Genomic DNA, 23,601 nt, shown 5'->3' with positions numbered 1-23,601 from the left:
GCGTTGCCCTTGGCTATATTAATGCGCCCCGTTGGGGCTAAACAACAGGGCTTGTCCGCCCTGTATCTCGGCTTTCAGCCGCCAAATGCTCTAACCCACCCGTCTTTTAGCGGGTGGTTGTTTAGTAAAAATAGTATTCCAGGTTTCAAGTTGAGCATTGCTAATAATATTATGATACACACTATTTTTTAGTGAATTAAAATCATGTTAATTAGTGATTAATGCAACTGATTATTAAATTTTTTTGATTAATTTTTATTAAAATTATGGAAAATAATTACCATTCATTGGTTACTTTTAATACCCTTCCAAGTGGTGTAATACTTAACAACCAACCCATAAAAACACCACAGCTATTTGCTATCACATCCAAGAATTCCATATACCGATACCCCGTCATTGACTGAAAAAATTCTAAAGAAATCCCCATTATAATGAGTAAAAAAGCAATCTGTTTGTAGTAACTACGGTGATAGAGTTGTGAAAACCAACCCATTAGTACAGCATAGGCTAATACGTGTGATAACTTATCGTTAATTTCAATGCCGCCTGGTGTTGGAATGTGCGGCGTAAGTGATAGGTAGATGACAAGTCCAATCAGTGCGTAGCCAATGCTTAGCCAGAGCGTGCGATATTTCAGTTCGGGATTTAATTTGGAGGGACTGGGTAACATGAGCAAGGAACCATAAGAGAAAATTAAGAGAAAATAGAGGGCAGGTAGTAAAACCATAAAACTCATTAAAAAATAATGAGTTACAAACACATGAAAGGGAATTTCATTTTTATCAAAAAGGTAGCACCAGCGTAGCACGAGTTATTTTTAGTTTCGGCTATATTTCGCTAAGTGCTTGATAAAAATGGTGCCGGCGAGAGGAATTGAACCTCCGACCTACTGATTACGAATCAGTTGCTCTACCGACTGAGCTACACCGGCGTGAGGTGAAAAAATCACCTGCGAAGTGAGTCGCTATTATAATAGATTTAACTGCTAAGAGGAATAGCTAAACAGCTTAAATGTGTAAATAATTTCTTAAATAAATCCAAATAAGCGCAAAAGAAGACAACTTTCAATGTTCTTTAATTCAGAAAGAAGTTTTTATTGAAACTGGACTAAGATAAATAGCTTTTAACCCGGTTTACTGCTTCATCCATGATATTTTTTGGTGTGTAAAAATGTGCAGAAAAGCGAACACCTTTTCCCCGTAAGGCACAAACAACCTGGCGTTGCATCAGGTATTGATGCAATAGTTCATTTTCTCCATTCTCAAGCGAGAAATTAACAATACCAGAGTCATATTCTGATTTTTTATTAAAATAAACAACAACACCTTTAATTTTTGATAATTCTTTTTGCAGGTATCGTGCATTTTCTAATACTTTTTTCTCTATAACTTCAATACCCACTTCTTCAATTAAAGAAAGGCTGGCTGAAAGCGCTTGGATTGCCAACATATTAGCGCTTCCACATTCAAAGCGACGTGCTGAATCTGCCGGTTCCCATTCCTGTTTATTGAAATCAAGAAAGTCTTCCACCATATGCCAGCCAAATTGATTTAATTTTAGTTTTTTTCTTTGCTTTTCCGTGCAATAAAATAATGCCAAACCTTCCGGCCCTAACAACCATTTATGACCATCCGCCATTAAAAAATCAGCATGTATTTTTTGTGCATCACAGGCTAAAGCACCTAAACTTTGAATTGCATCAACACAAAATAAAATCTGTTTTTGCTTACAAAATTGACCGATTTTTTCCAAGTCCAAACGCAACCCACTGGCATACTGTACAGAGCTGATTGCTATCAGGCGGGTGTTATCATCAACCAGGGAAAATAATGCCGCTTCCGGATCATTACCACTGATATCTGCTTGTCTGAAATTCACGCCCTGTGATTCTAATGCCTGCCAGACGATACGATTGGAAGGAAATTCCTGATTGCTGGAAACGATATTATCACCGACTTTCCAATTTATACCGGCAGCAACCACTGATAAAGCTTCCGAAGTATTTTTCAGTAGCGCAATATCTTCTGCTGATGGTGCATTAATCAGGCGCTGAAGTTGTGCTCTTAAGGTTTGCTCCATCTGCATCCAGCGCGGATAATCCTGCGCGCCTTGTAATTGATTTTCTTTGGCGAAGGCGATAACTGCGTCCGCAGTTCTTTGTGGCCAGGGTGAGACAGCGGCATGATTGAGGTAATATAAATCGGGTTTTTGTTGAAATTCGTTCATGAATACTCTTTTGCGCGGCGTGCATCGCCGCGCACCTTATCTGCGGGGTAACGAGACTCGTTCAGTTCGGTTTTATCCCAGGCGGCCTGAATCAAATCTACATCTAATTTATCAGCAATACGAATCAAGTAAATCAGAATATCTGCCAACTCCTGGCTGACAGCCTGATGCTTTTTTGCTGAAAGTGTTGCGCTTTGCGCCTGGGTCAGCCACTGAAAATGCTCGACCAGCTCAGCGGCCTCGCCAATTAAAGCCATTGATAAGTTTTTAGGCGAATGAAACTGATCCCAGTCCCGCGTTGCGGCAAATTCAGCCAGACGCTGGCGCAAGGGTTCCAGGTGGGTTTTATCAATCTGCGCTGTCATTTTCATTAAAGCCTTTGCGGTTCTGTAAACCGTAAACCATCAATTATGGATAAATCGCCGTAACACGCCATTCCCAATCCTGCAATTGCATATAATAATGCACCGGGCTTTCACCCAGTTCACCCATGCGCACTAAGAATTTGACCGGAGACTCGTAAAAGCCAAAGGAGGTATTCAGCAACAGAGAGGGGTAATAATTTTTATCATTACTGGGTGGTCGCAACTGTTCGCGCACCCAGTCAATCGTAACAACGCGATCAACCGCCATATTATTCAAGCCTTGTACGCTGTTACCCAGAAAGCGGGTAAATGTACCCATTTCACTTTGTGGGGCCGCCATATTTTTCAAGGCAACTGCCTGCTTATCGACCATTGCTTTATAACGGACGCGAATAGAATTAATATCCACCAGCTTATTTAAGGTTTGCACGTCATTAGCTGCCAGCGCATCACCAATGCGGTAAATTGAACTGAAAGGCCAGACCATTGCAGCAGTGAATGCCAGTAAAAATAAAAAAAATAAAAAACGCATAATAACTCCTTTAACTTCAGATTTAGAAGACCTTCCAGATTTTAAAAACCTGGAAAGTCTGCCCTCTCGTCAATACAAGCAGATGGTGTACCAGAAATTTAGCTTGTTCAGGCGTTAAGCTTTTGACGCATGTGAGGAAATAATAAAACATCACGAATACTGGCGGCATCGGTAAATAACATGACCAGACGATCCACGCCAATACCTTCACCCGCAGTTGGTGGCAAGCCATATTCCAGCGCCTGCACATAATCGGCGTCATAATGCATGGCTTCATTATCCCCGGCTTCTTTTTCTTCAACCTGCTTGCGAAAACGCGCCGCCTGATCGTCCGGGTCATTTAACTCGGAAAAGCCATTGGCAATTTCGCGACCGCCAATAAACAACTCAAAACGATCAGTGACCGTGGGATCATCATCATTACAGCGTGCTAATGGTGAAACTTCTGTCGGGTACGCTGTGATAAAAGTGGGATCTTTTAATTGTGCTTCCGCTGTGGCTTCAAAAATCTCAAGCTGCAACTTGCCAACGCCATATTCAGGTTTGATATGAATTTTCAGTTGTTCTGTGATATTCAGTAAAGCCTGATGATCGTATAAATCTGCTTTTTCAATGGTCGGGTTATAATGCAAAATGGCTTCCACCACCGTCATCCGGGTAAAGGCCTTACCAAAGTCATACACTTCACCCTGATAAGTGACTTGTGTACTGCCCAGAACAGACTCTGCGAGGGTGCGCAACATGTCTTCCGTGGTATCCATCAGCGCATGGTAATCGACATAGGCCTGATAAAATTCCAGCATGGTAAATTCTGGGTTATGTCGCGTGGACAAGCCTTCATTACGAAAGTTGCGATTGATTTCAAAGACCTTTTCAAAGCCGCCAACCACCAGGCGCTTCAGATAGAGTTCCGGCGCAATACGCAAATATAAAGGCATATCCAAGGCGTTGTGATAAGTGGTGAAAGGACGCGCTGTTGCGCCACCGGGAATCACCTGCATCATCGGCGTTTCAACCTCAAGAAAATCTTGCGCTTCCAGGAAATTGCGAATGCCGCGCACAATGGCTGAACGCATCTTAAAGGTATTGCGCGATTGCTCGCTGGTAATCAAATCCAGATAGCGCTGGCGATAGCGGGTTTCCTGATCGCTTAAGCCATGAAATTTTTCTGGCAGGGGGCGCAAAGATTTGGTCATCAAACGAATTTGCTTAACCTTGACAGACAATTCCCCGGTTTTGGTTTTAAATAAAGTGCCTTCTGCGGCAATAATATCACCGAGATCCCATTGCTTGAATTGGGTGTTATAAACACCTTCCGGTAAATCATCGCGCCGCACATAGAGCTGAATTTTCCCACTCATGTCCTGAATATGGGTAAATGCCGCTTTCCCCATAATGCGCCGCGTCATGATACGCCCTGCAAGCTTGACGGTTATGCCTGCTTCGTCCAGGTCTTCCTTGGTCTTTTCCCCGTGTTCCTGATGCAAATCAGCCGCGAGCGTGTCTCGGCGAAAATCATTTGGATAGGCATTACCCGCTTCACGCAATGCCTCAAGTTTGGCGCGGCGCTGTCCGATCAGATCATGCTCTTCGGTTTCGGTCACGGTGGCTGAGGATGTTGCGGCTTCTTCCGTCATGTGTCAGGGTCTCTCATTTAAAAATTAAAAACCCTGTATTATGACATAAGATGAGTTTGGTGTAAGTTGCTTTTAGCCGCTATGCGGCTAAAACCACTTTCATATCAGACTAAGTTATTGAGAGGGAATACGATCATGAGTACTTTAAGTGAAGGACTGGCAGCCCTCTTTGCTTGAAAAATAAGGAATATTAGCATTCTGGAAATTTTTTGGATAAAGGACTGCCAGTCCTGCAAAAGACCTGACAGGTTTTTAAAACCTGTCAGGTCTGCACTTCCGTCAAAATAAGCTTCTTGGACAGGCTCCTAGACCCCCCAATAAGGTGTCGCAATACCTTCTCCAAGATCCGCTTCCACCAAACGGCGGCGCACTTCCAGCAGACGCTCCAGCAATTTTGGCTCAGCCTGTTCATAGGCTGCTGCATCCGGCACACGTTTAACCACCACGCCCAGCAGTTCCGTAATCGCATTACCAATGGAATTCTGACTGATGGTGACAATGAGCTTGCCTTCATCATTGCGATAAATCAGTTGCTTAAATGCAGGCTGCCAGCGAATGGCGTTGGCATATTTAGGGTCGGTAATACATTGATCGCGTACTTTTTTAGCCGTGCCCAGAAAATCATTATTAAATAATAAAATTTTCTCTATCGCTTCCGGGAAAAAAGCTTCTTTGGGCATGGGTGCATTGCGGGTGGAAACCTGGGTGAAAAAGGTACGGTAAAAGTCCATAAAACCTTTTAAGATGGCATCATATTCCCGCCAGAAATTAATGTCGCGCAAAGCATCCACACCGCCTTTAATTTCCCAACTGGGCAGACCTTGTGGATAACCCGTCAGCTCCACGCGGGAGTCGCTGCTGCTGGCTGTTTTGAGCATTTTCAAATCCAGTGCCTGCTCAAAAAATTCCTGATACACATCATGCATGTAAGACTGAAATAAACTGTGCTGACCGCCATCGGTTAAATTTGGGTTGTTCTCATCTGCCAGTTTGGCGTTGCGCAGCGCCTCTTTTTTGAACACAATAAAATGATTATGCAGCATACGAATACTCGGCACACCTGGCGAAGTCAGCGACCAGGTGGCATCCAGACTGGCTTCCCCGGCAAGAATCAATGCCTCGTCAGGGTCTGGATACTGTTCCAGCATATACGCAATAATCACCTGATTCATCCGGTTCCAGACATGTTTAACATGCGTGGGTACTTGCGTGCGGCGCACGGGACGACCTAAAGGATTAAGGATGGATTTGGAAGTATTGTAAATAATGGAGGCATCAAATTCGTTACTGTGCCCAAGTGCTTTGCGGTATAACAACAAGTCCTCAGGATTGGTTAACAAGCCGTTATTGTGTACCAGATCGTTTAAGTTTTCCGTACTGTTAAAAAACTCATTGGGTTTCATACCTTCCGGTACTTCCAGGGGAATTGGCCTAAAGGGATTAACAATTTCTCGGGGACAAGCGTTCACGTATAGCCTCTCAGTTGTGAATAATATTAAAGACCACTAATATGATACATCTTACCCCTGGTTTGCAAGCCCTCTGATACAAGTTCTCACGCAAATGTTGAATTATTACAAAATAAAGCCTTTTTCGATTACAGAAATTGAAAAACATTCTTTATAATCCTTCTTTTTTGCACTGCGGCTTGCGAGGTTCAGGGGCGGCAGCCTCTGATCGCGCACTCTGGCACCCACGCAGGGCGCGTGGGAACGAGAAGGAATAGAACATGCCCCCGGTTTTAACCCGTTTTCGCTTATTATTACCCCTGTTATTTGTTATTCTGCTGGTTTTGCTGTTGTTTGGCATACGCTATTACCAGAGCGCCACAGCTCCGGAAATTGATGGCTTGCACCGCAAGCCCACGCCCCTGCCAACATTTCAGTTGCAAGACGATAAAGGTCAGGTATTTACCCAGGACAGCCTGCGTGGGCAATGGAGCTTGTTATTTTTTGGTTATACTCAGTGCCCGGATATTTGCCCCGGTACCTTGTCCATGCTGGCACAGGTGAAAGCCTTGTTGCCGGAAGCAAAAAATACGGCAGATAGCTTTCAGTTCAGGTTTATTTCCGTGGACGGGCAGCGCGACCCGCCGGAACTCTTATATGAGTATGTACGTTATTTTGACCCGGCATTTACCGCCGCCACTGGCAGCAAGGCGGAAATTGACAAGCTCGCCCAGGCTTTAGGTATTGTCTATTATCGCACCATCCCGGATAAGGCCCATCCTGAACGCTATTTAATCGACCATTCTGCCAGTATCTTATTAATTAACCCCGCAGCCCAGCGCGTTGCAACATTTCAGCCACCACATTTGCCGGAGGATATGGCGCAGCGTTTATTGGCAATGCGGGCTTATCTTGCAAGGCAACAGGATTAAATCATCATGAGACTGCGATATATTTTATCTATTTTATGCGGCATTACGCTGACCGGCAATGTTCTGGCGGCGGAACTCAGCGCCCGTGATCATATACATGCGGCTTTGGAGCATTGGCGTGACAGCAGTTCGCATTCCATTGTGCAAATGAGTATTCAGCGCCCCGACTGGAAGCGCAGTATGCGCCTGGAGATGTGGACGCAGGGCATGGATAAGGCGCTGGTAGAGGTGGTTGCGCCAAAAAAAGATAAAGGCAATGCCAGTTTATTAAAACAACAGCGCATGTGGAGCTTTACCCCAAAAACCAATCGGGTGATTAAAATTCCCGGCAGCATGATGGGTAAAAGCTGGATGGGTTCTGATTTTTCCAATAATGACGTAACTCGCAGTGATGATTTGCTGAAATATTATGACCATAATATCATTGATAAATATGAACACGAGGGGCAGGCAGTATTTGTGATTGAAGCCCTGCCGCATGAGGATGCCCCCGTGGTGTGGGGTAAGGAACTGCTGGACATTCGTGCAGATCATATTCTGCTCAGCCATGTATTTTATGATCAGGATAATCAAATAGTGAAACGCTTAAAAACCCTGGAAATTAAAGCTATGGGTGGTAAGCAAATTGCCAGTTGGCAACGCATGGAACAGGAGGAGGAACCTGGCAAGTGGACGGAAGTGCAGGTTTTAGAGGCTGAATTTGCGCTGGAGATGCCTGCTTATTTGTTTACCCTGTCAAATTTGCGTAATCCGCGATAGAAAGTTGGCAAAAATATAATGTATTAATGCACAATAAGCCCCATCTAATAAGTTGAAAACTATAATTTTTGTTATTTCTGTGTACATCAGCCCTGCGCAGGCAGGGGCAGGAATCCAGCCCTTGTGAATAATGGCTTGATATCTGCCTGTGCAGGTATGAACATTTAAGAAAATATACTTAGGAGCGAGAATTTTATAACTTCAGCAACTGGGCTGGTCTTTTTCTCCATTTTCTGCGTTCTGAAAACAGTTACATAGCTTGCTATGCGCCTGTTTTCACGCCTTGAAAATGAATAAAAATCCTGTGCCCAATTCCTGCACTTATTTCATTCTCACTCCTTATTGATTTCAAAGTGGATGGGGTTTATGGGATCAAATCATCTAAAATTAAAACTTTCAACATCAAACTTAATATCACTGATAGCGGCAATGCTTTGGAGTATTGTATTAGCCGGGTTATTTTTCTGGGCGGCTTCTAAAGAAGAAAGTCATGTTTTTCAATATGCCAAAATGGAAGCTGGTGCCAACTTCAATAAAGATATTGCGCTTAGAAATTGGTTAGCAAAGCACGGAGGCATTTATGTTGAAGTATCCGGTGAAACGCCGCCAAACCCCTATCTTCAACACATCGCTGAACGTGACATAGTGACTTCTTCTGGAAAAAAACTTACTTTAATGAATCCAGCTTATATATTACGCCAAACCATGAATGAGTATTCTGTTCTTTATGGCATAAAAGGGCGAATTACCAGCCTGGAACCACTTAATCCTATCAATACACCTGATTCATGGGAAATTGAAGCACTTAAACAATTTTCTCAAGGTGTAGAGGATGTCTCTGAAGTGACTTCTATTGGTGGCAAACCTTTTCTTCGATATATGCAAGCATTCTATACTAAAAAAAAATGTTTGAAGTGCCATGGACACCAGGGGTATAGGGTCGGTAATGTGCAGGGGGGCGTGGGTGTCGCTATACCACTTGAACCCTATATTAAAATAAAAAATGATACGCTCAAAATACTCATATATTCTCATGGAATTTTATGGTTGTTTGGGCTGTTTTGCATCCTGCTTATAAATCGCTATGTCAAGCGACAAATCGATACTCAGAACAGAATCAGATCTGATCTTGCCAGTCAAAAAGAACAACTCGACTTAGTTTTAGAGGGTACACAACTGGGTCTTTGGGACTGGAACCTAGTGACTAATTATGTTGTATTCGATGAAAGATGGGCCAAAATATTAGGCTATGAGTTGTCAGAAATTGAATTTACTCTCAATTCATGGGAGTCAAGGGTTCACCCTGATGACTTGGCATCCTGTTACCAGGATATTCAGTCGTACATTGATGGGAAAACCAGTTTTTATAGTAACATACACCGAATGATGCATAAGGATGGCAAATGGAGATATATTTTAGATAGAGGTAAAATAGTCGAAAGAGATATCAACAACAAGCCTATTCGATTTACAGGTACGCATACAGATATTACAAAACTAAAAGAAACTGAAAATACACTTCAAGAAAAATCCAGTGAATTGGAGCAGGTCAATAAAATATTATCCAAACAGGCAATGATTGACGGATTAACTAATGTCAATAATCGTAGAGCTTTCGATCAACGTATTAAGGAAGAATGGGAGCGTTGCCATAGGAATCAGACTGGTTTTTCAGTCTTAATGGCAGATATTGACTATTTCAAAAAATATAACGATACCTATGGTCACTTAGGTGGCGATAACTGCCTAAAATATGTCGCTGATGCACTTAATAAAGTTGCTTCCAGAACAAATGATTTTGTGGCCAGATATGGCGGTGAAGAATTTATAGTGATCCTGCCAGGAACCGGGCTTGAACAAGCAATGATCGTTGCGGAAAAAGCCAGAAATGCAATAGAATCCCTTGATATCCAACACGCATCATCTGACTGCGCTGATGTGGTAACGATATCTGTTGGCGTGGTAGCGTGTACGCAATGTTCCAATATTAATCATTATATGTCACTTATTTCATTGGCTGACAAGGCACTGTACTTGGCAAAAAACAATGGTCGAAATTGTATGGCGTGCCTCTAATGATTTTGAGTTAATTCATCTGTTAAACCTTAGCATAGGTTTTCCATAGTTGTTCCAATTCATCAGCAGAGACTGCTTTACTGAACAAATAACCTTGAAAGTTTATACATCCCAGTTCTTGCAGAAATTTTAACTGCGCTGTTGACTCAACGCCTTCTGCAACCGTTTCCATGTTCATCGCCTGAGCCAGAGAAGTGATCGCGCGTGCAATGTCACAACTTTGACTATCTTCTGGAATATCATCCACAAAAGATTTATCAATTTTCAGTTTATCGATATTAAAGCGTTTGAGGTGTCCTAAAGAGGATTGCCCCGTACCAAAATCATCCAGTGACAACTTAAACCCTGCTGCTTTTAATTGCACAATCTTTTCATGGCTTTCTTCATTGTCCATCACAATACGTTCGGTGAGTTCCAGGTCAAAATGCTGGCACTGTATGCCACTTTGTTGAATGGCTTCGATGGTTTGTTCAACAAAGTCATGTTTACGAAATTGGTGATTGGATATATTCAAGGACATACCGATGTCTATTCCCTGCGCCATCCATAGCCGTTTTTGAGTGGCCCCCGTGGTCAGCACCCAGCGTTCAATGTCACCCATTAAGCCGGTGCGTTCAGCAATAGGGATAAATTTATCAGGCGATACAAAACCCAGTTCTGGATCTTTCCAGCGTAATAGTGCTTCCACCCCGATGATGTGCCCCTCGGCAATGGAAACCTGGGGTTGATAATGCAGGCTTAATTGATTACGTTCAACCGCCCCACGCAAGCGTTGTTCGATTTGGAGCTGCTCCAGTGCCGCTGTATTCATACTGGCAGTATAAAACTGGAATCTGTTTTTGCCTTGTTCTTTGGCGCGGTACATTGCAGTATCGGCATATTGCATTAAGTGCTCAACCGAATTTGCATCATCTGGATAAAAACAGATGCCGATACTGCATGAAGAGAATACTTCAGTTTCTTCAATTTGTATCGGTTGGGCAATGGCCTGCATAATATCAGCGGCAATTTTGGCAACATGGGTTTTACCATGAATATTTTCCAATATGACGGTGAATTCATCACCACCGATACGGGCCAGGGTGTCACTGCTACGGATATTTGAGTGAATACGCTCACCAATCTGCTTGAGCAAAAAATCCCCTGCCTGATGGCCTAAGGTATCATTGACTCCCTTAAAATTATCCAAATCAATAAACATCAAAGCCACAATACTCTCGCGTCGTTTTGACATGGCAATCGCGTGCTCAAAACGATCATGAAACAGTTGTCGATTAGGCAGGCCGGTAAGTGTATCGTAATAAGCCAGTTGATTGATCTTATCCTGTGCCTGTTTTTTCTCTGTAATATCACTGAACACGCCTACATAGTTGGAGGCCTGTCCCTGTTGATCCGTGACCTGATAAATTGACAACCATTCAGCGTAGAGTTCACCATTTTTGCGGCGGTTCCAGAGTTCTCCCCGCCACTGCCCCTTGTGTTTAAGTGTTGCCCACATTTCCTGATAAAATATCTTATCCTGCCAACCTGAATGCAGGGTATTTGGATTTTTGCCAATCACTTCTTCACTGCTGTATCCGGTAATTGCGCTGAAACCACAATTGACCATGAGTATATTGGAATTGGCATCTGTCACCATAATGCCTTCAGCAGTCGTTTCAAACACCACAGAAATCAGTTGAAACTGTTCTTTGGCTTTAATCTCGTGGCTGATGTCACGAATGCTCAGCAGCAGCACTTCATTATTGTGATAAGTATGATACTGGGTATCAAGACGTACCGGAATCAAATCATCATCAGCCTTGTGCAACCAGCAGATTTGTTCATTAATATCCTGATTAAAATCTAGCAGAGAAGGTGGCAATTCTTTAAAAAATTGTTCCAGATTTGTTGTTTTGTTCCTGCTTAAAGCAGAACCCAGTAAGCTGCTGGCAATCGGGTTGTAGTCAATAACCGTCAGCGCGGGATAATCCAGCACCAGTATGGCATCTTGTGAGCTGCTAAACAGCTTTTGATAACGCTCTTCACTTTCTTTGAAGATACCTGCCAGGGTATCAGTAAGCTGCGAGAAATTAGAGGAGAGATCCATAATTTCCTGAATCGTGCTCTCCGGCCAGATGATAGGCTCACGCTGTTCAAGTTTATGTGGCAGATTTGAAGTCAGGGTGGTTAATCTGCCCATTGCGTGTGATAAATATTCCACAAGCACAAAAGACAGCAATGATAAAAATAAAATCAGTACCAGTATCACCTGGAAGGTGAAAATATAAATCTGTTGCAGGCTATCAATATTGGAAGAGAGTGAAGCCAGAATATAGATAGACCAGTCATTGTTGGCGCAGGGTGCTAAGCGATAAATATAATGTGACAGCTTCCAATGTTTCATCTTGGGTATATTTCCAGCTGGCAGCAGATGGAAAATATGCTGGCTGATTGACTGCTTTTTTCCTGTTAACAACAGGTTTTCAATGACACCATTATCCTTGTTATCATTACTGCTGGCGATTACTTGCCGTTGTTCCAAAATATAAATCTGATGTTCAGGTGAGAGGGTGTGTTCATGCAAAAACTGATTTAACACATTGGTTTTAAGCGTGCTGACTAAACAATGATTATTCACTTTTACCATCAGATATAAACGCTTATGTTTACTCCACAACAGAAGATTATCATTACATGGACGATTATCCAGTTGTGGTAATGGCAAGTTTTGCAGATGTGCTTTGCCTGCCAGCAATTCTGAACCTTGCGCGGAAACACGCCACATTGCATCAATTTTATAAGCTGGATTTAAGGTAAACAGCATTTTTCCCTGTTTATTCAGCAAATATAGATGACGCATTTCATCAACATGCCTTTTGCCAAACTGACTCAGCTCATTTTGCATATACTGACCAAATATCTGTAGATCGGTAAGCATCTTGGTTTGGAAGTGTTCAAAGGCATAACGGCTGGTGAGATTGGCTACCATGAACAGGGAAAATCCGATCATGGTCATCAGCAGGGTAAATAATAAATTACGTAAAGAAACTTTTTTACGCCGTCTTTCTGATTTATTCCAGCGGATCAGTACGACAACCAACAATGCAGCCAACAAAGCGTTAAGTAAACCATTAACAGGTTGTTTCAGCATGATCAGGGTAACCTGGGTTTCCGGCAACGCCATAAACTGACCATAAAACAGCGGCACCAGCCAAATACCACCCAATAACCAGAACAACAGATCAGCGGTAAAGATATTGGAAATACGCCAACGCAGTAGCAAACCAACCGTCAAAGCTTCCAGCACAAAACCATAAAATGCATAAGGATGACCCCACAGCATGATAGTGTAACTATGGATTAATATCGCACAAAGGCTTCCCACCCAGGGGCCAAAGCGCCAGACGGCAAGCAGTGCGAAAATACTGCCAAAAATCTGGTTAACCCCAAAAAACATTTCAACATTAAAGATATTGCCAAGCAGGCCCAACACAGCCAATAAAGCAAAGAACAGTAGATTTTTAAACAACGGTTTATCCATTTAAGGTAACTCGCAAGAAATAACATCCCCATAGCACGCAGGATTTTTATCCGTTTTCAAGGCGTGAAAACCGGCGCATAGTGAGCTATGTAACGGTTTTTACAACGCGGAAAACGGGTAAAAAGACCAGCGAAATGGGGGGTATTATTCGCTGCGAGTTACCTAACTAGTGCTGTGCAATGGTGTCCATCAATTTGTCCCAGACCTTGTCTACTGGCAGACTGTCATAACAGGTTTTTGCATCTTGTGGCAGGTGACAGTTGCGCTGGAAGCAGGGTGCGCAAGGAAAATCTGCCTGTAAATGTAGCTGATTTTTCCCTAATGTACCTGTCAATCCGGGGTTGGTTGAGGTATACAGGGTGAGGCTGGGTACATTAAGTGCGGCAGCCAGATGTGCAAGACCGGTATCAACGCCAACTACGGCAACGGCTGTGCTCAGTTCTGCCGCCAGACCTTGTAAATTGCTGGCACCCATGCGCGTCACTTGTTCATGGACATCAGCAATTTTTTCCGCACGCCTGCGTTCGGCTTCATTGCCCCAGGGGACGCGCACGCGAAACCCTGCTTTTGCCGCACGTTTAGCCAGGGCTACCCAATTACGATCAGGCCAGTGTTTGCTGGCCCAGGTAGTGCCGTGTAAAAAAACCAGTGTGGGGCGCTTGGGCATTAAGGTGGTAAATGAATAGCTTGATAAACCATATTCTGGCGGCGTATCCGGTAGCGGGTAATCTAATGCCTGTGCAAATAAACTGCGGGTACGGGTGATGGCGTGCTGGCCTTTGGCAACGGCAAAACGCTGATGATAAAAAAAAGCTGCCACAGGTTCGCGCGCGGACTGATAATCCAGGCCATAGCGTTGACCATTCGCATAACGTGCAATCAGGCTGCTTTTTAACAAGCCCTGCGCATCAATAATCTGATCATAATAGGTGCTTTGCATCATGGCCTTGAAGTTTTGCCACTGATGGCTGCGCCAGGTTCTCCACAGGTTTTTACGCCAACTACGCAAATTTGCAGGGATGACCTCAGAAACCGCAGGATGCCAAGTGGGTATTTCTGAGAAAGCATCTTCCACCACCCAGTCAAAAGTAATATCAGGGTGGTGTTTTTTAGCATCGGTAAGCGCCGGGAGGGTGTGAATCACATCTCCCAGCGAAGACAGTTTGATAATTAAAATCTGCTTGGGCGCATTAATAGGCATTAGCGAATTTCAACTTCCAGGCGTGTACTGATCAGGCGTAAGCCCTGTTGCACACTATATTGTAAGGAGATGTCTGGATTAACCACAATACTGGGTTCAATTTGTTGTCCGGGTGCCAAAGTTTCGGTTGTGGTCTCAAAGGTTGGGGTGACATGGTACAAGTCGCCTAACAGTGACACATCAACGGTACCATCCTGGTTAAACAAAACCTGATCCGGCCCAAACATATCAACAACTTTCTTGAATTGCCCAGGGGCCAGGATTGCCGGGCGAATCACTTGCGCGGTGTTGTTTGGGAATACAAACAATGGCAGATCGCCTCTGGCATTATCGATAAATACCCCTGCTTGCGCGCCATTGGGTGCGACTTCTATCACCGGATCAAAGCTTACCGCCAGATGCACTTGAGAGGCATCACGGCGCTCACCAAGACCAATACCAACCAAAAGCTCTCCGGCTTTCCCGACTTCAATAGAAAAACCTGCGCCCAGCACTTGCTGTACCTGCACCGGGTCACTGGCTGTGGGTACCAGGATTAAACTGTGTCCTGACAGGGTGGTGACTTGTATCCGGCCTTGTTCATCCAGGGCAACACCTGGGGGTGTACCGGGTTCTGCCTGACGTATCACATCCAGTGGCATCAGGCTTAAAATATCATCAACACTTACGACCCCTGTATCTGTTTGCGTAATAGTCAGTTGCTCAAAGCCCGGTAGGGTTTGTAAAAGTGCCAGAATATCATCCAGCAGATTTTTGCCACCAGTTTCCCCGCCCATACCCATGCCAGTACGTAAGTCAGGTTGTTCGCTAGCCAGTGTCACGGCTGCGGGTAAGTCTGCCGGTGGCTCCAGACTGCGCCAACTCAGCGAAGTGCCAGCGGGAATTAATAACTCACCAGTGGTTTCATCCAGCGTCCAGCCTGCGGGTAATAAGGGTTTAATGCTGCTGATCGGGATTTGCGCGACATTCAGGTTGGTGAAAAACCGGGTTAAAGTCCAGGACATGGCTTGTTTCAATGTTTCCATGTCCAGATAAAGCAACGCGGCAGGCGGCAGGTTTTGAATAATTTCCACCGCTAAGCCACCAAAATTATCTGCGGTTAAACCTTTAAGGCTGGATAAAGGCATTTGTGAGAATTGCGCCAGACTTAAACCCGCTAATGCTTCTTTTTGCAGGTAACTGAGTTGCAGTGCGCTGAGTTTTTGAATCACAATCGCCGGTAGTGCTGCCACATCATCTGCGGTAAAGGTTGCAAAGGCTTCAGCGGGAATATTGGGCATTTCTTCAGGGGTCAATGTTGTCAGTTCAACTTGTGACAAGTCAAAATCTACAGGTTTACCCGTGATGACATCATAACCATAAATGCCCTGAGCAAGACCCGCTGCATATAAATAACTTGCTGTCTGCGTCGTGCTTAAAGCCAGGGCGCTGATTTCAATGGTAGCCAGGTCTGCGCCAAGCGTTGCCCACTGAGCACCTGCATCCATAGACTGATAAACCCCCTGATTCGTGGCAACATATAATACCTGGGTATTGTTGGTATTAAGCTTCAAGCTATTAATCTGTAAGTTTTCCAGGCCGCTATTCATGACTTGCCACAACAGACCACCATCATTACTGCTGAATAATCCGCTGTCGCTTAATACGTAAAGCTGCATCAAATTGCCTGGATCAAAAGTTAAGCCCTGTACATTATTACCAGTCAGACCTTGACTGAGTGAAACCCAGCTTGCGCCAGCATCACTGGTTTTAAGCAATTCACCTTGCGTACTACCGATATATAGCGTATTTGCGCTAAAGGGATCAACTTGTAAACTGTATACTGAAACATCGGCAGCTAAAGTTGTTGTCAATGCTGACCAGCTATCGCCTCGATCATGACTGACAAAGACACCACCATCATTCTGACCGGTATCTGCCAGGGCCAGATATAAGGTGTCGTGCGCAAAAGGATCAATACGCAGGCTGCGCACCTGCTGACCGGGCAAGTCAGCATTAATGGCCTGCCAGGAAAAACCACCATTGACACTGCGATAGACACCCGTGCCCAAAGTACCTGCATATAACACATCTTTAAATGCCGGATGCTGGGCCAGGGTGGAGATATTCAGATTACCCAGCTCGCGTCCTCGATTGAGCCAGTTGACCCCACGATCCTCACTGCGAAACAAGCCTTGTTCCGTTGCCGCGTATAAAACCTTATCATTTAAGGGGGAAACCTGTAATTGCTTGACTTTGGCTGTGGGCAAGTTGGTACTCAGCAGTTTCCAGCCAGGAATAATGCCCACCTGACTGCCATCGACAGTTTTTACACTTAAGGTAAATTCATACTGGCTGCTCAGGTTAACAGGTTGCCCATTGGTTTCAGTCACTTGCACGACAAAACTGAAATGCCCGCTTTGTTCCGGCAACCAGTTTAATTCACCTGTTGCTGTATCTATTGTTGCCATCTTTGGCCCATGTAACAGCGCGTAATCAAAAAGATGACCCTGGGCATCGACTGCAAGCATCATAACATTATAGCTATCACCTAAAAATATCTCTTGTATTGCTAAGGGCGTAATTTGTGGTGGCGTATTACTGCCTGCCTGAATAGTGATGCTCAGCGTATCACTGATTTGTGCGGCAGTGCTGGTCGCGGCGGCATCATCCACTTGTATGGTTAATAAGGCTTCACCAACAAATGTACTTGATGAGGTATACGCAAGCCCATCTAGTGCCAGATTAATTTGTGCCAGCGTACCCTGAAAATGCATGGCATTATCATCCAGCCCATCACCTTCAGTAAATACTAAACCGGTCGTATCACTTAGCGTTAATAAACCATCTGGTGCAACGCTCAGTTGTACATCCAGCGTACTGATTGCCGGATCTGTGTTGGCAACAATAATTGCATTTGTTGCGCTTAATATGAGTGGTGTATCGTTGAAAGCCGTCGTTGGCAGTGGTAATTGTATGGATAATTTATCTTGTATCACCGGTTCCTGAACTAACATTGTAATGACGGCACTATCTGTTTTTTCACCATCAGCACCGGTATTACCCAAATCATTAAGCTCTAATAATATTGCGGTTGTACCTGTCGTGCCTAAAGCCGGAATAAATTGCAAACCCTGTAAAGCGGCATTAAGCTGGGCTACCGGCGCGCTCAGTTGCATACTGCCGTCATCCACCCCATCGCCGGTAATAAATTCTATGCCTGCCGTGCTCCCTAAGCTCAACGTTGCATTACTCGTGCTTAACAAAAGTTGAATCGCATTAAGCCCTGCATCGGCATCACTAATGGTAATCGTATTACCTAAGGCATTGCTGAATACAAAAGTGGTATCTTTTGCCACTTGTTGCAAAGTCGGAGCAAGAATCTGCGGCGCTTGATTCAGTGCCGGGTCTAATTGTCTGCGGTACAGGCCTGCATAACGAATAGCGGCATATAAATGGCGTGTAGTGGCAGCGTCAGAAGATAAAGCTTCCGTAGCCAGTATATCCAGCCCTTCATTACGCAGTGACCAGTTATCACCGCCGTTATCAGAGTAAAATACGCCGCTTTCGGTTGCCAGGTGCAATAAATTCGGCACCAGTGGATCACTGACAATGGCTTGAATAAAAATATCCGTTAAGCCGGTATTTTTTAGTGTCCAGTTTGCACCTGCATCATTGCTGCGAAAAATACCCACCGCAGTACCTGCATACAAGACATCAGGATTCATGGCATCCATCACCAGCGCATAAACGCTCAGTTCAGTTAAGCCCGTATTTATTGGCGACCAACTAATGCCTGCATCACTGCTTTTTAAGACCCCGCTGCCTAACACGCTGGCATATAACAAATTGGAGTCTTGCGGATGCACCAATACTGTCAGTGCTTCACCGCTACTTAAACCCGTTGGGTTCCAGGTATTGCCACTGTCAATACTGCGTGATACCCCGGTGCTGCCAGTACAGGCATACACGGTTGCAGTGCTGAGTGGATCAACGGTGAGACAGTTTGCCGCGCTTGCCGTTAACGTGCTGGGCGACCAGTTCACACCGCCATCGCTACTGCGCATCACCCCATCAAAAGCCAATCCCAGATACAGGTTTTGACTGTTTTGCGGGTCTATGGCAAAACTGCGTGGCTCAAATTCAATGGGATCGGGTAAACCATTCTTGTGCATTGTCCAATTAACACCGGAATCATCACTATAAAATAGCCCATCCTTATCTGCACCAAGGTAAACCCCTCCTGCTGTATTGTGATCTGCCACAATAAAATTAGCTGTCATGGCATTTAAGCCGCTGTTATCCCGTAACCAGGTCTCACCTAAGTCTTCTGTTTTCCAATGTCCCCGATAACCGGCAGCATGCAAGGTGGGCAATCCGGGTTCAAATACCAGGGCAGTCATGGTTTCCATTGCCAGGGTGGCGGGTGGGGTAATCCAGTTAGTGCCATTGTCTGTACTGTAATATATGCCGCCACCTTCCATAGCCAGAAAAATCCATTCCTGATGGCTGGGTTTAAAGGTAATAGCATTAATAGCAACATTACCCAGAGCAGTATTTTGCACCCACTTCTGTCCCTGATCGTCACTACTATATAAGCCCTGATTAGTCGCGGCATAGAGTAGCCCGGAACCCGTTGCAGCATCAGACATTTTTAAGTCTCGAATATCCAAGCTACCGCTACCTATGGGATTGGCACTTAAAGCCCAGTCACCACCAGTGGCAGTGTTCCAGAACGAACCGGCAGCACCACCGGCATACAAGCGCGTACTGTCAGCCTTATCCACTTCCAGGCTGCGTACAAACTGGGTCAAAGTCGTAGCTGACCAGTTAGCACCGCGATCCGTGCTGAAATACACGCCCGATTCTGTTGCAGCGTACAATGTCGCATTATTAATTAATAAATCCTGTATCACCAGACTATCCAAACCAGCGCCATTAACCGGACTCCAACTGGCTGCGCCATCACTACTGAAATAAATCCCAGCCGATGAACTGGCTGCATAGACCTGATTGCTATTTTCCGGGTCGATCACAATATCATTAATCAGGTTGCCACTGGCCTGACTACCCGGCAAACCACTGCTGCTTAGTGACCAATTAACACCACTGTTGGTTGATTTATAAACCTGCCCACCTTTAGACCCAATATATAATGTTGACGGCGTGAGAGGATCGGAGGCGATTGCGCTAAAGCGCCCTCCTGCGGGACCACTGGACTCCCACACCGCGCTCTGTCCTGAAATGCTGAATAACATGAAACACAATAGGTAAAAAGTACGCCAGATACTGGCGCGGCGGTATAATACTGGGGATGGCGTGATGTACATAATAAAATCCTCAAATGCAGATTCCCAGGCTTGCATTAAAGGAACAACTTGGATGCAAGCCTGGGTTTATTACCTAACCCCCTTTTGGGGTTGGTTGTTTTAGCTTTTTTTGTATAGAGTGTTCGGACTTTGTTCTGCTGCGCTGCAAACAATGCTGAATACCGGTAATTGCGCTAAGTGTCGGCTGTCTTTACTGCTTGCAACAGGGGGTGGCGTTGTCTCTTGCAACCAGTTTAACGGCGGCAAACCACTGCTGCGCCAATCATTACCCGAATTCGGGCTGCCATGATAACGCAAAGCAATAAAATGGCTGGTGGTTTCAACCGCAGCACTGCCGCAACGATTTTGAATGACCACTTTAGCATTAAAATCGGTGGGTAGTGCCAGTACATTTTCCAGGGTATCCCCATCAGGTGATTTAATGTCTACCAGACCATCCATACCAAATTCTGAAGAGGCACTAATCAGGCTGTGTTGCCCCTGATCAAACAGGCCTTTGGTGGTGATTTGAATATGTCCACCATCACCGCTGACCGCCTGGGCAATGATTTTACTCTGCTTCATCACCACAAAATCAGATTTCAGCGTAATATCACCACCATCACCGGTTAAGGCTTTAACGCTGGTACTGATTTCCCCCTGGTTCAGAATATACAAAAACTTTGGCAGGGTCACAATAATATCACCACCATCGGCGCTATCAGTTGCCGTTTGAATCAAACCCGCATCAACCAGCAGGACTTCTCCAGCGGATAAGCGAATTTCTCCGGCTTCACCCAAAACAGTAGTGGCTGGCGTATCAATGCCGCGCAAACTGCTGGCCTGGATTTGAGCACCCTGTTGCAAGGTGATTTTTTTTGCCTGAATTAATACATTACCACCTTTTCCCGCGTGTGCAGTGCTGGCACGAATGGCGCTGCCATTATCCAGTTGCAGTTGCGTGGTTTGCAGTGCAATATCGCCTGCCGCGCCTGCACCCAAAGTGCTGGCAGTGATTGCAGCACCATGATTCAGGTCAATATTATCAGCAGTCAAAGCGATGCCACCGGCTTTGCCAGCGGATGCGGTTTGCGCAGACAAACGACTGCCACTGTCAGACATCCGTAAATTATCCGTAGCAATTTGCAGTATACCAGCATCCCCCGCGCCATGACTTGCAACGCTAATGTTGCCACCACTAGATAGTTGTATGTTTTGGGTCAGAATTTTAACATTACCAGCATCACCTGCGGAAAAGGTTTGCGCGGCAATAAAACCCTGCTCATCCAGTGATATTTTTGGACTGACTATCTCTACGTGTCCGGCTTTACCACCTGCACCCATATTTTCAGCACTGCCGCTGCTGGCAGAAATTGCCGCATTGGTTTGTAAACTCAAAGCATCACCAAGCGCCAGATGGACATTACCTCCAGACTGCTGACCAAAGGTGCTGGCATCAATTTGTCCCTGATGGAATAAAGCCAGCGTATCACTCTCTAGGATAATATCTCCGGCAGGCCCGGCATCATCAGTACTGGCGGTGGATAAAATACCGCTGCCAAAACCACTTAAATCGACACCATCAATAGAAGTATCTTGCGTACTCACATAAATTTTTCCACCTGCACCCGGCCCCGCGCTGGCAGCAACCACTTGCCCACCAGTGTTTAATTCCAAACGCCGCGCCCGTATGTCTATATCCCCGGCATCCCCTGCCTGTGACATTTTGCCCTGGGTATTCGCCGCAATAAAGCTGCCGAGGTTTAAGCTGCTCTGCCCATCAAGTTGTATGCTGTCACTGGCATTAATCGCAATGCTGCCACCTTTGCCTATCCCCTGGGTATCTGCGGTAATATGCGCACCCTCTGCCAGGGTTAAATTATCTACATTTAAGACAAGCTGACCCGCATCACCAGCAGCACTGGCGGTACTTTGGAGCGCACTGCTTAAGGCGCTGCCTGTCTGCTCACCCATAATTTCAAGTCGTCCAGCCTGAATGCTTATATTGCCCCCCTCACCTGCGCCAAAACTGCTGCTGAGAACCTGACTACCGGCATAAACATTCATTTCCTGGGCCTGGATACTGATTTGTCCGCCTTGTCCGGCATTGGCCTGGGTACTGCGGGTATTGGAAAGGATGCTGCTAACCCCGGTCGCATTGCTCATCAGTTGCACCTGATTTGCCGCCTGAATCTGAATGTCACCCGCCGGGCCTGCACCGAAACTGCTGCTGTTAATCTGTGCGCCATCACTTAGCGCAAGGTTTTGTGCCTGAATTTGAATCAAACCACCGCTGGCATTGCTGTCTTCACCGACCTGATTAAAAATACCGCCCGGTATTAAACTGCCATCTTCCAACACCCCCATGCCAGAAATAGATACCTCATTACTGGCATTAATCAGGATTTCGCTGCCAGACTGCTGTGATAAGGTACTGCTTTGTATCAGACTGCCTTCGTTCATGGCAAAGTTTTGGACTTGCGCATTAAATGTTGACAGTTTACTTGTGCTGGCAGGGTTATCACTGGCTTGATTATTTAAGAATATACGGCTGCGCTGCATGTCAAACTGACCACTGCGTATCCATACCGAGCCAGCGGGATTACCGCTGACTGAAAATGCGCTGTCCGCTATCTGAATATTGCCACCGTTTTGTGGCCTGTCAGTTGCCGCAAGTTGCAAGGGTATTTCACCCGCCCCGTTTAAGCTGGCAAGTTGCAGGGTACCGGAAGGTGCCAGTAATACGGTATTATTTTGAATACTCAGATCGCCACCAATCAAAGACAATTGATGCCCCCCATCCACCAGTAAACCGGCATGATTCAGGCTGATTGGCCCGGCTTGTCCGATAAAACCGAAAGCCGCCGGGGGCGCGCTGCTTAAATTGCCGGATTCAGGCTGCCCGGTATCAAACACACTGTTATCCTGAAACTTCAAATAAGCCGCCGTGCTGGCATGGAAAGAACCCGATACATCCAATCTCGCGCGTTCACCAAAAAAAATACCGGCAGGATTGAGTAAATAGACATTAGCCAATGGCATAGTCGAACGAATCGTGCCTTCAATCGATGAAGCCTGACCACCGGTAACTCGGCTAATCAGATGGCGAATATTATCCGGCCCGGAAAATGTAGCCCTGGTTTGAGCTTCCAGATTAAAGCGGCTAAAGCTGTGAAACAGGTTATCACCGCGTTGCCGCCCCAAGTTTGCCGTGACCTGATAATCCGGCCCTGTAATCGAACCAATGCCACTGCCTAAACTGCCATCTAAAATAATTTCTGCCGTTACTGATATCGGGACAGCAAGTAGAAAAGTGATCAGTATCGCCTGCTTAAATCTGTTCATTTTCTCCTCCGCTTTAAGCTTAATACCAAACTCGTTATTCATAAAGAATAGAAAAACAATAGCACAGATCATAAAATAAAGTACCTGACAGGTTGAAAATAGCGGATTAAGGAGTGAGAATGAAATAAATGCAGAAACCGGGCGACAGAAAGCTTCCCGCTGAGTGGCAGAAGTAAGTGGTTATGCCAAGAACACAAGACCTACCGCAGAAAAGCTGGATTTGGTCAGATTTCTCCCTTATTTTCGTTAAATATATCCAATATTTG

At 45.2% G+C, this 23,601-nt stretch carries 14 protein-coding genes and 1 tRNA gene; 4 read left to right on the top strand and 11 right to left on the bottom strand.

Annotated features, from left to right (window positions below; all coding sequences use genetic code 11):
- The coding region (locus QUF61_RS16135; protein ID WP_289682625.1) for a hypothetical protein at positions 1-192 on the top strand (192 nt) is incomplete at its 5' end.
- Positions 193-277: 85 nt separating this feature from the next.
- Here QUF61_RS16135 and QUF61_RS16130 read toward each other — a convergent pair.
- The 7 genes from QUF61_RS16130 to QUF61_RS16100 form a co-directional block, all read right to left on the bottom strand.
- The gene (locus tag QUF61_RS16130; RefSeq protein WP_289682624.1) at positions 278-673 is read right to left on the bottom strand and encodes a VanZ family protein; all 396 of its coding nucleotides are present in this window, start codon (positions 671-673) and stop codon (positions 278-280) included.
- A 185-nt stretch (positions 674-858) separates the two neighbouring features.
- Positions 859-934 (bottom strand) — tRNA-Thr (locus QUF61_RS16125).
- A 176-nt stretch (positions 935-1,110) separates the two neighbouring features.
- Entirely contained in the window at positions 1,111-2,229 is a 1,119-nt protein-coding gene (locus QUF61_RS16120; protein ID WP_289682623.1) for an aminotransferase class V-fold PLP-dependent enzyme, read from the bottom strand.
- On the bottom strand, positions 2,226-2,594 hold the full coding sequence (locus QUF61_RS16115; protein ID WP_289682622.1) for a nucleotide pyrophosphohydrolase: 369 nt from the start codon (positions 2,592-2,594) through the stop codon (positions 2,226-2,228). The genes QUF61_RS16120 and QUF61_RS16115 overlap by 4 nt, the downstream gene beginning before the upstream one ends.
- A 43-nt stretch (positions 2,595-2,637) precedes the next feature.
- On the bottom strand, positions 2,638-3,126 hold the full coding sequence (locus QUF61_RS16110) for a DUF2939 domain-containing protein (RefSeq protein WP_289682620.1): 489 nt from the start codon (positions 3,124-3,126) through the stop codon (positions 2,638-2,640).
- 107 nt (positions 3,127-3,233) lie between these two features.
- Complete coding sequence (gene lysS / locus QUF61_RS16105) at positions 3,234-4,763, bottom strand: lysine--tRNA ligase (protein ID WP_289682619.1); 1,530 nt, start codon at positions 4,761-4,763, stop codon at positions 3,234-3,236.
- A gap of 305 nt (positions 4,764-5,068) precedes the next feature.
- Positions 5,069-6,232, bottom strand: coding sequence for a hypothetical protein (locus QUF61_RS16100; RefSeq protein ID WP_103921315.1), 1,164 nt, complete (start codon positions 6,230-6,232; stop codon positions 5,069-5,071).
- A 260-nt stretch (positions 6,233-6,492) separates the two neighbouring features.
- Here QUF61_RS16100 and QUF61_RS16095 point away from each other — a divergent pair, with 260 nt between their 5' ends.
- The 3 genes from QUF61_RS16095 (at position 6,493) to QUF61_RS16085 (ending at position 9,978) form a co-directional block, all read left to right on the top strand.
- Positions 6,493-7,143 (top strand): SCO family protein, encoded by a 651-nt coding sequence (locus QUF61_RS16095; protein ID WP_289682617.1) that lies wholly within the window; start codon positions 6,493-6,495, stop codon positions 7,141-7,143.
- Between the two features lie 6 nt (positions 7,144-7,149).
- Entirely contained in the window at positions 7,150-7,902 is a 753-nt protein-coding gene (locus QUF61_RS16090; protein WP_289682616.1) for an outer membrane lipoprotein-sorting protein, read from the top strand.
- Between the two features lie 366 nt (positions 7,903-8,268).
- Positions 8,269-9,978 (top strand): diguanylate cyclase, encoded by a 1,710-nt coding sequence (locus tag QUF61_RS16085; protein ID WP_289682615.1) that lies wholly within the window; start codon positions 8,269-8,271, stop codon positions 9,976-9,978.
- A gap of 22 nt (positions 9,979-10,000) precedes the next feature.
- On the opposite strand, the gene QUF61_RS16080 is transcribed toward QUF61_RS16085, so the two are convergent.
- The 4 genes from QUF61_RS16080 to QUF61_RS16065 all read right to left on the bottom strand — a co-directional run bounded on the left by QUF61_RS16080 (position 10,001) and on the right by QUF61_RS16065 (position 23,335).
- The gene (locus tag QUF61_RS16080) at positions 10,001-13,489 is read right to left on the bottom strand and encodes an EAL domain-containing protein (RefSeq protein ID WP_177428568.1); all 3,489 of its coding nucleotides are present in this window, start codon (positions 13,487-13,489) and stop codon (positions 10,001-10,003) included.
- 178 nt (positions 13,490-13,667) lie between these two features.
- A complete protein-coding gene (gene waaC, locus QUF61_RS16075) occupies positions 13,668-14,702 on the bottom strand; it encodes a lipopolysaccharide heptosyltransferase I (RefSeq protein WP_103921320.1) in 1,035 nt (344 codons plus the stop codon).
- Complete coding sequence (locus QUF61_RS16070) at positions 14,702-20,047, bottom strand: WD40/YVTN/BNR-like repeat-containing protein (protein WP_289682612.1); 5,346 nt, start codon at positions 20,045-20,047, stop codon at positions 14,702-14,704. Before QUF61_RS16070 ends, waaC begins: the two co-directional genes overlap by 1 nt.
- A gap of 63 nt (positions 20,048-20,110) precedes the next feature.
- Positions 20,111-23,335 carry a two-partner secretion domain-containing protein gene (locus QUF61_RS16065; RefSeq protein WP_289682610.1) on the bottom strand — a complete coding sequence of 1,075 codons (3,225 nt, stop codon included), beginning with the start codon at positions 23,333-23,335 and terminating at the stop codon, positions 20,111-20,113.
- Positions 23,336-23,601 lie beyond the last annotated feature (266 nt).

Source organism: Candidatus Venteria ishoeyi (assembly GCF_030378065.1).
In the GTDB taxonomy this organism is placed as follows: domain Bacteria; phylum Pseudomonadota; class Gammaproteobacteria; order Beggiatoales; family Beggiatoaceae; genus Venteria; species Venteria ishoeyi.
This window is presented reverse-complemented; position numbering and strand designations above follow the sequence as displayed.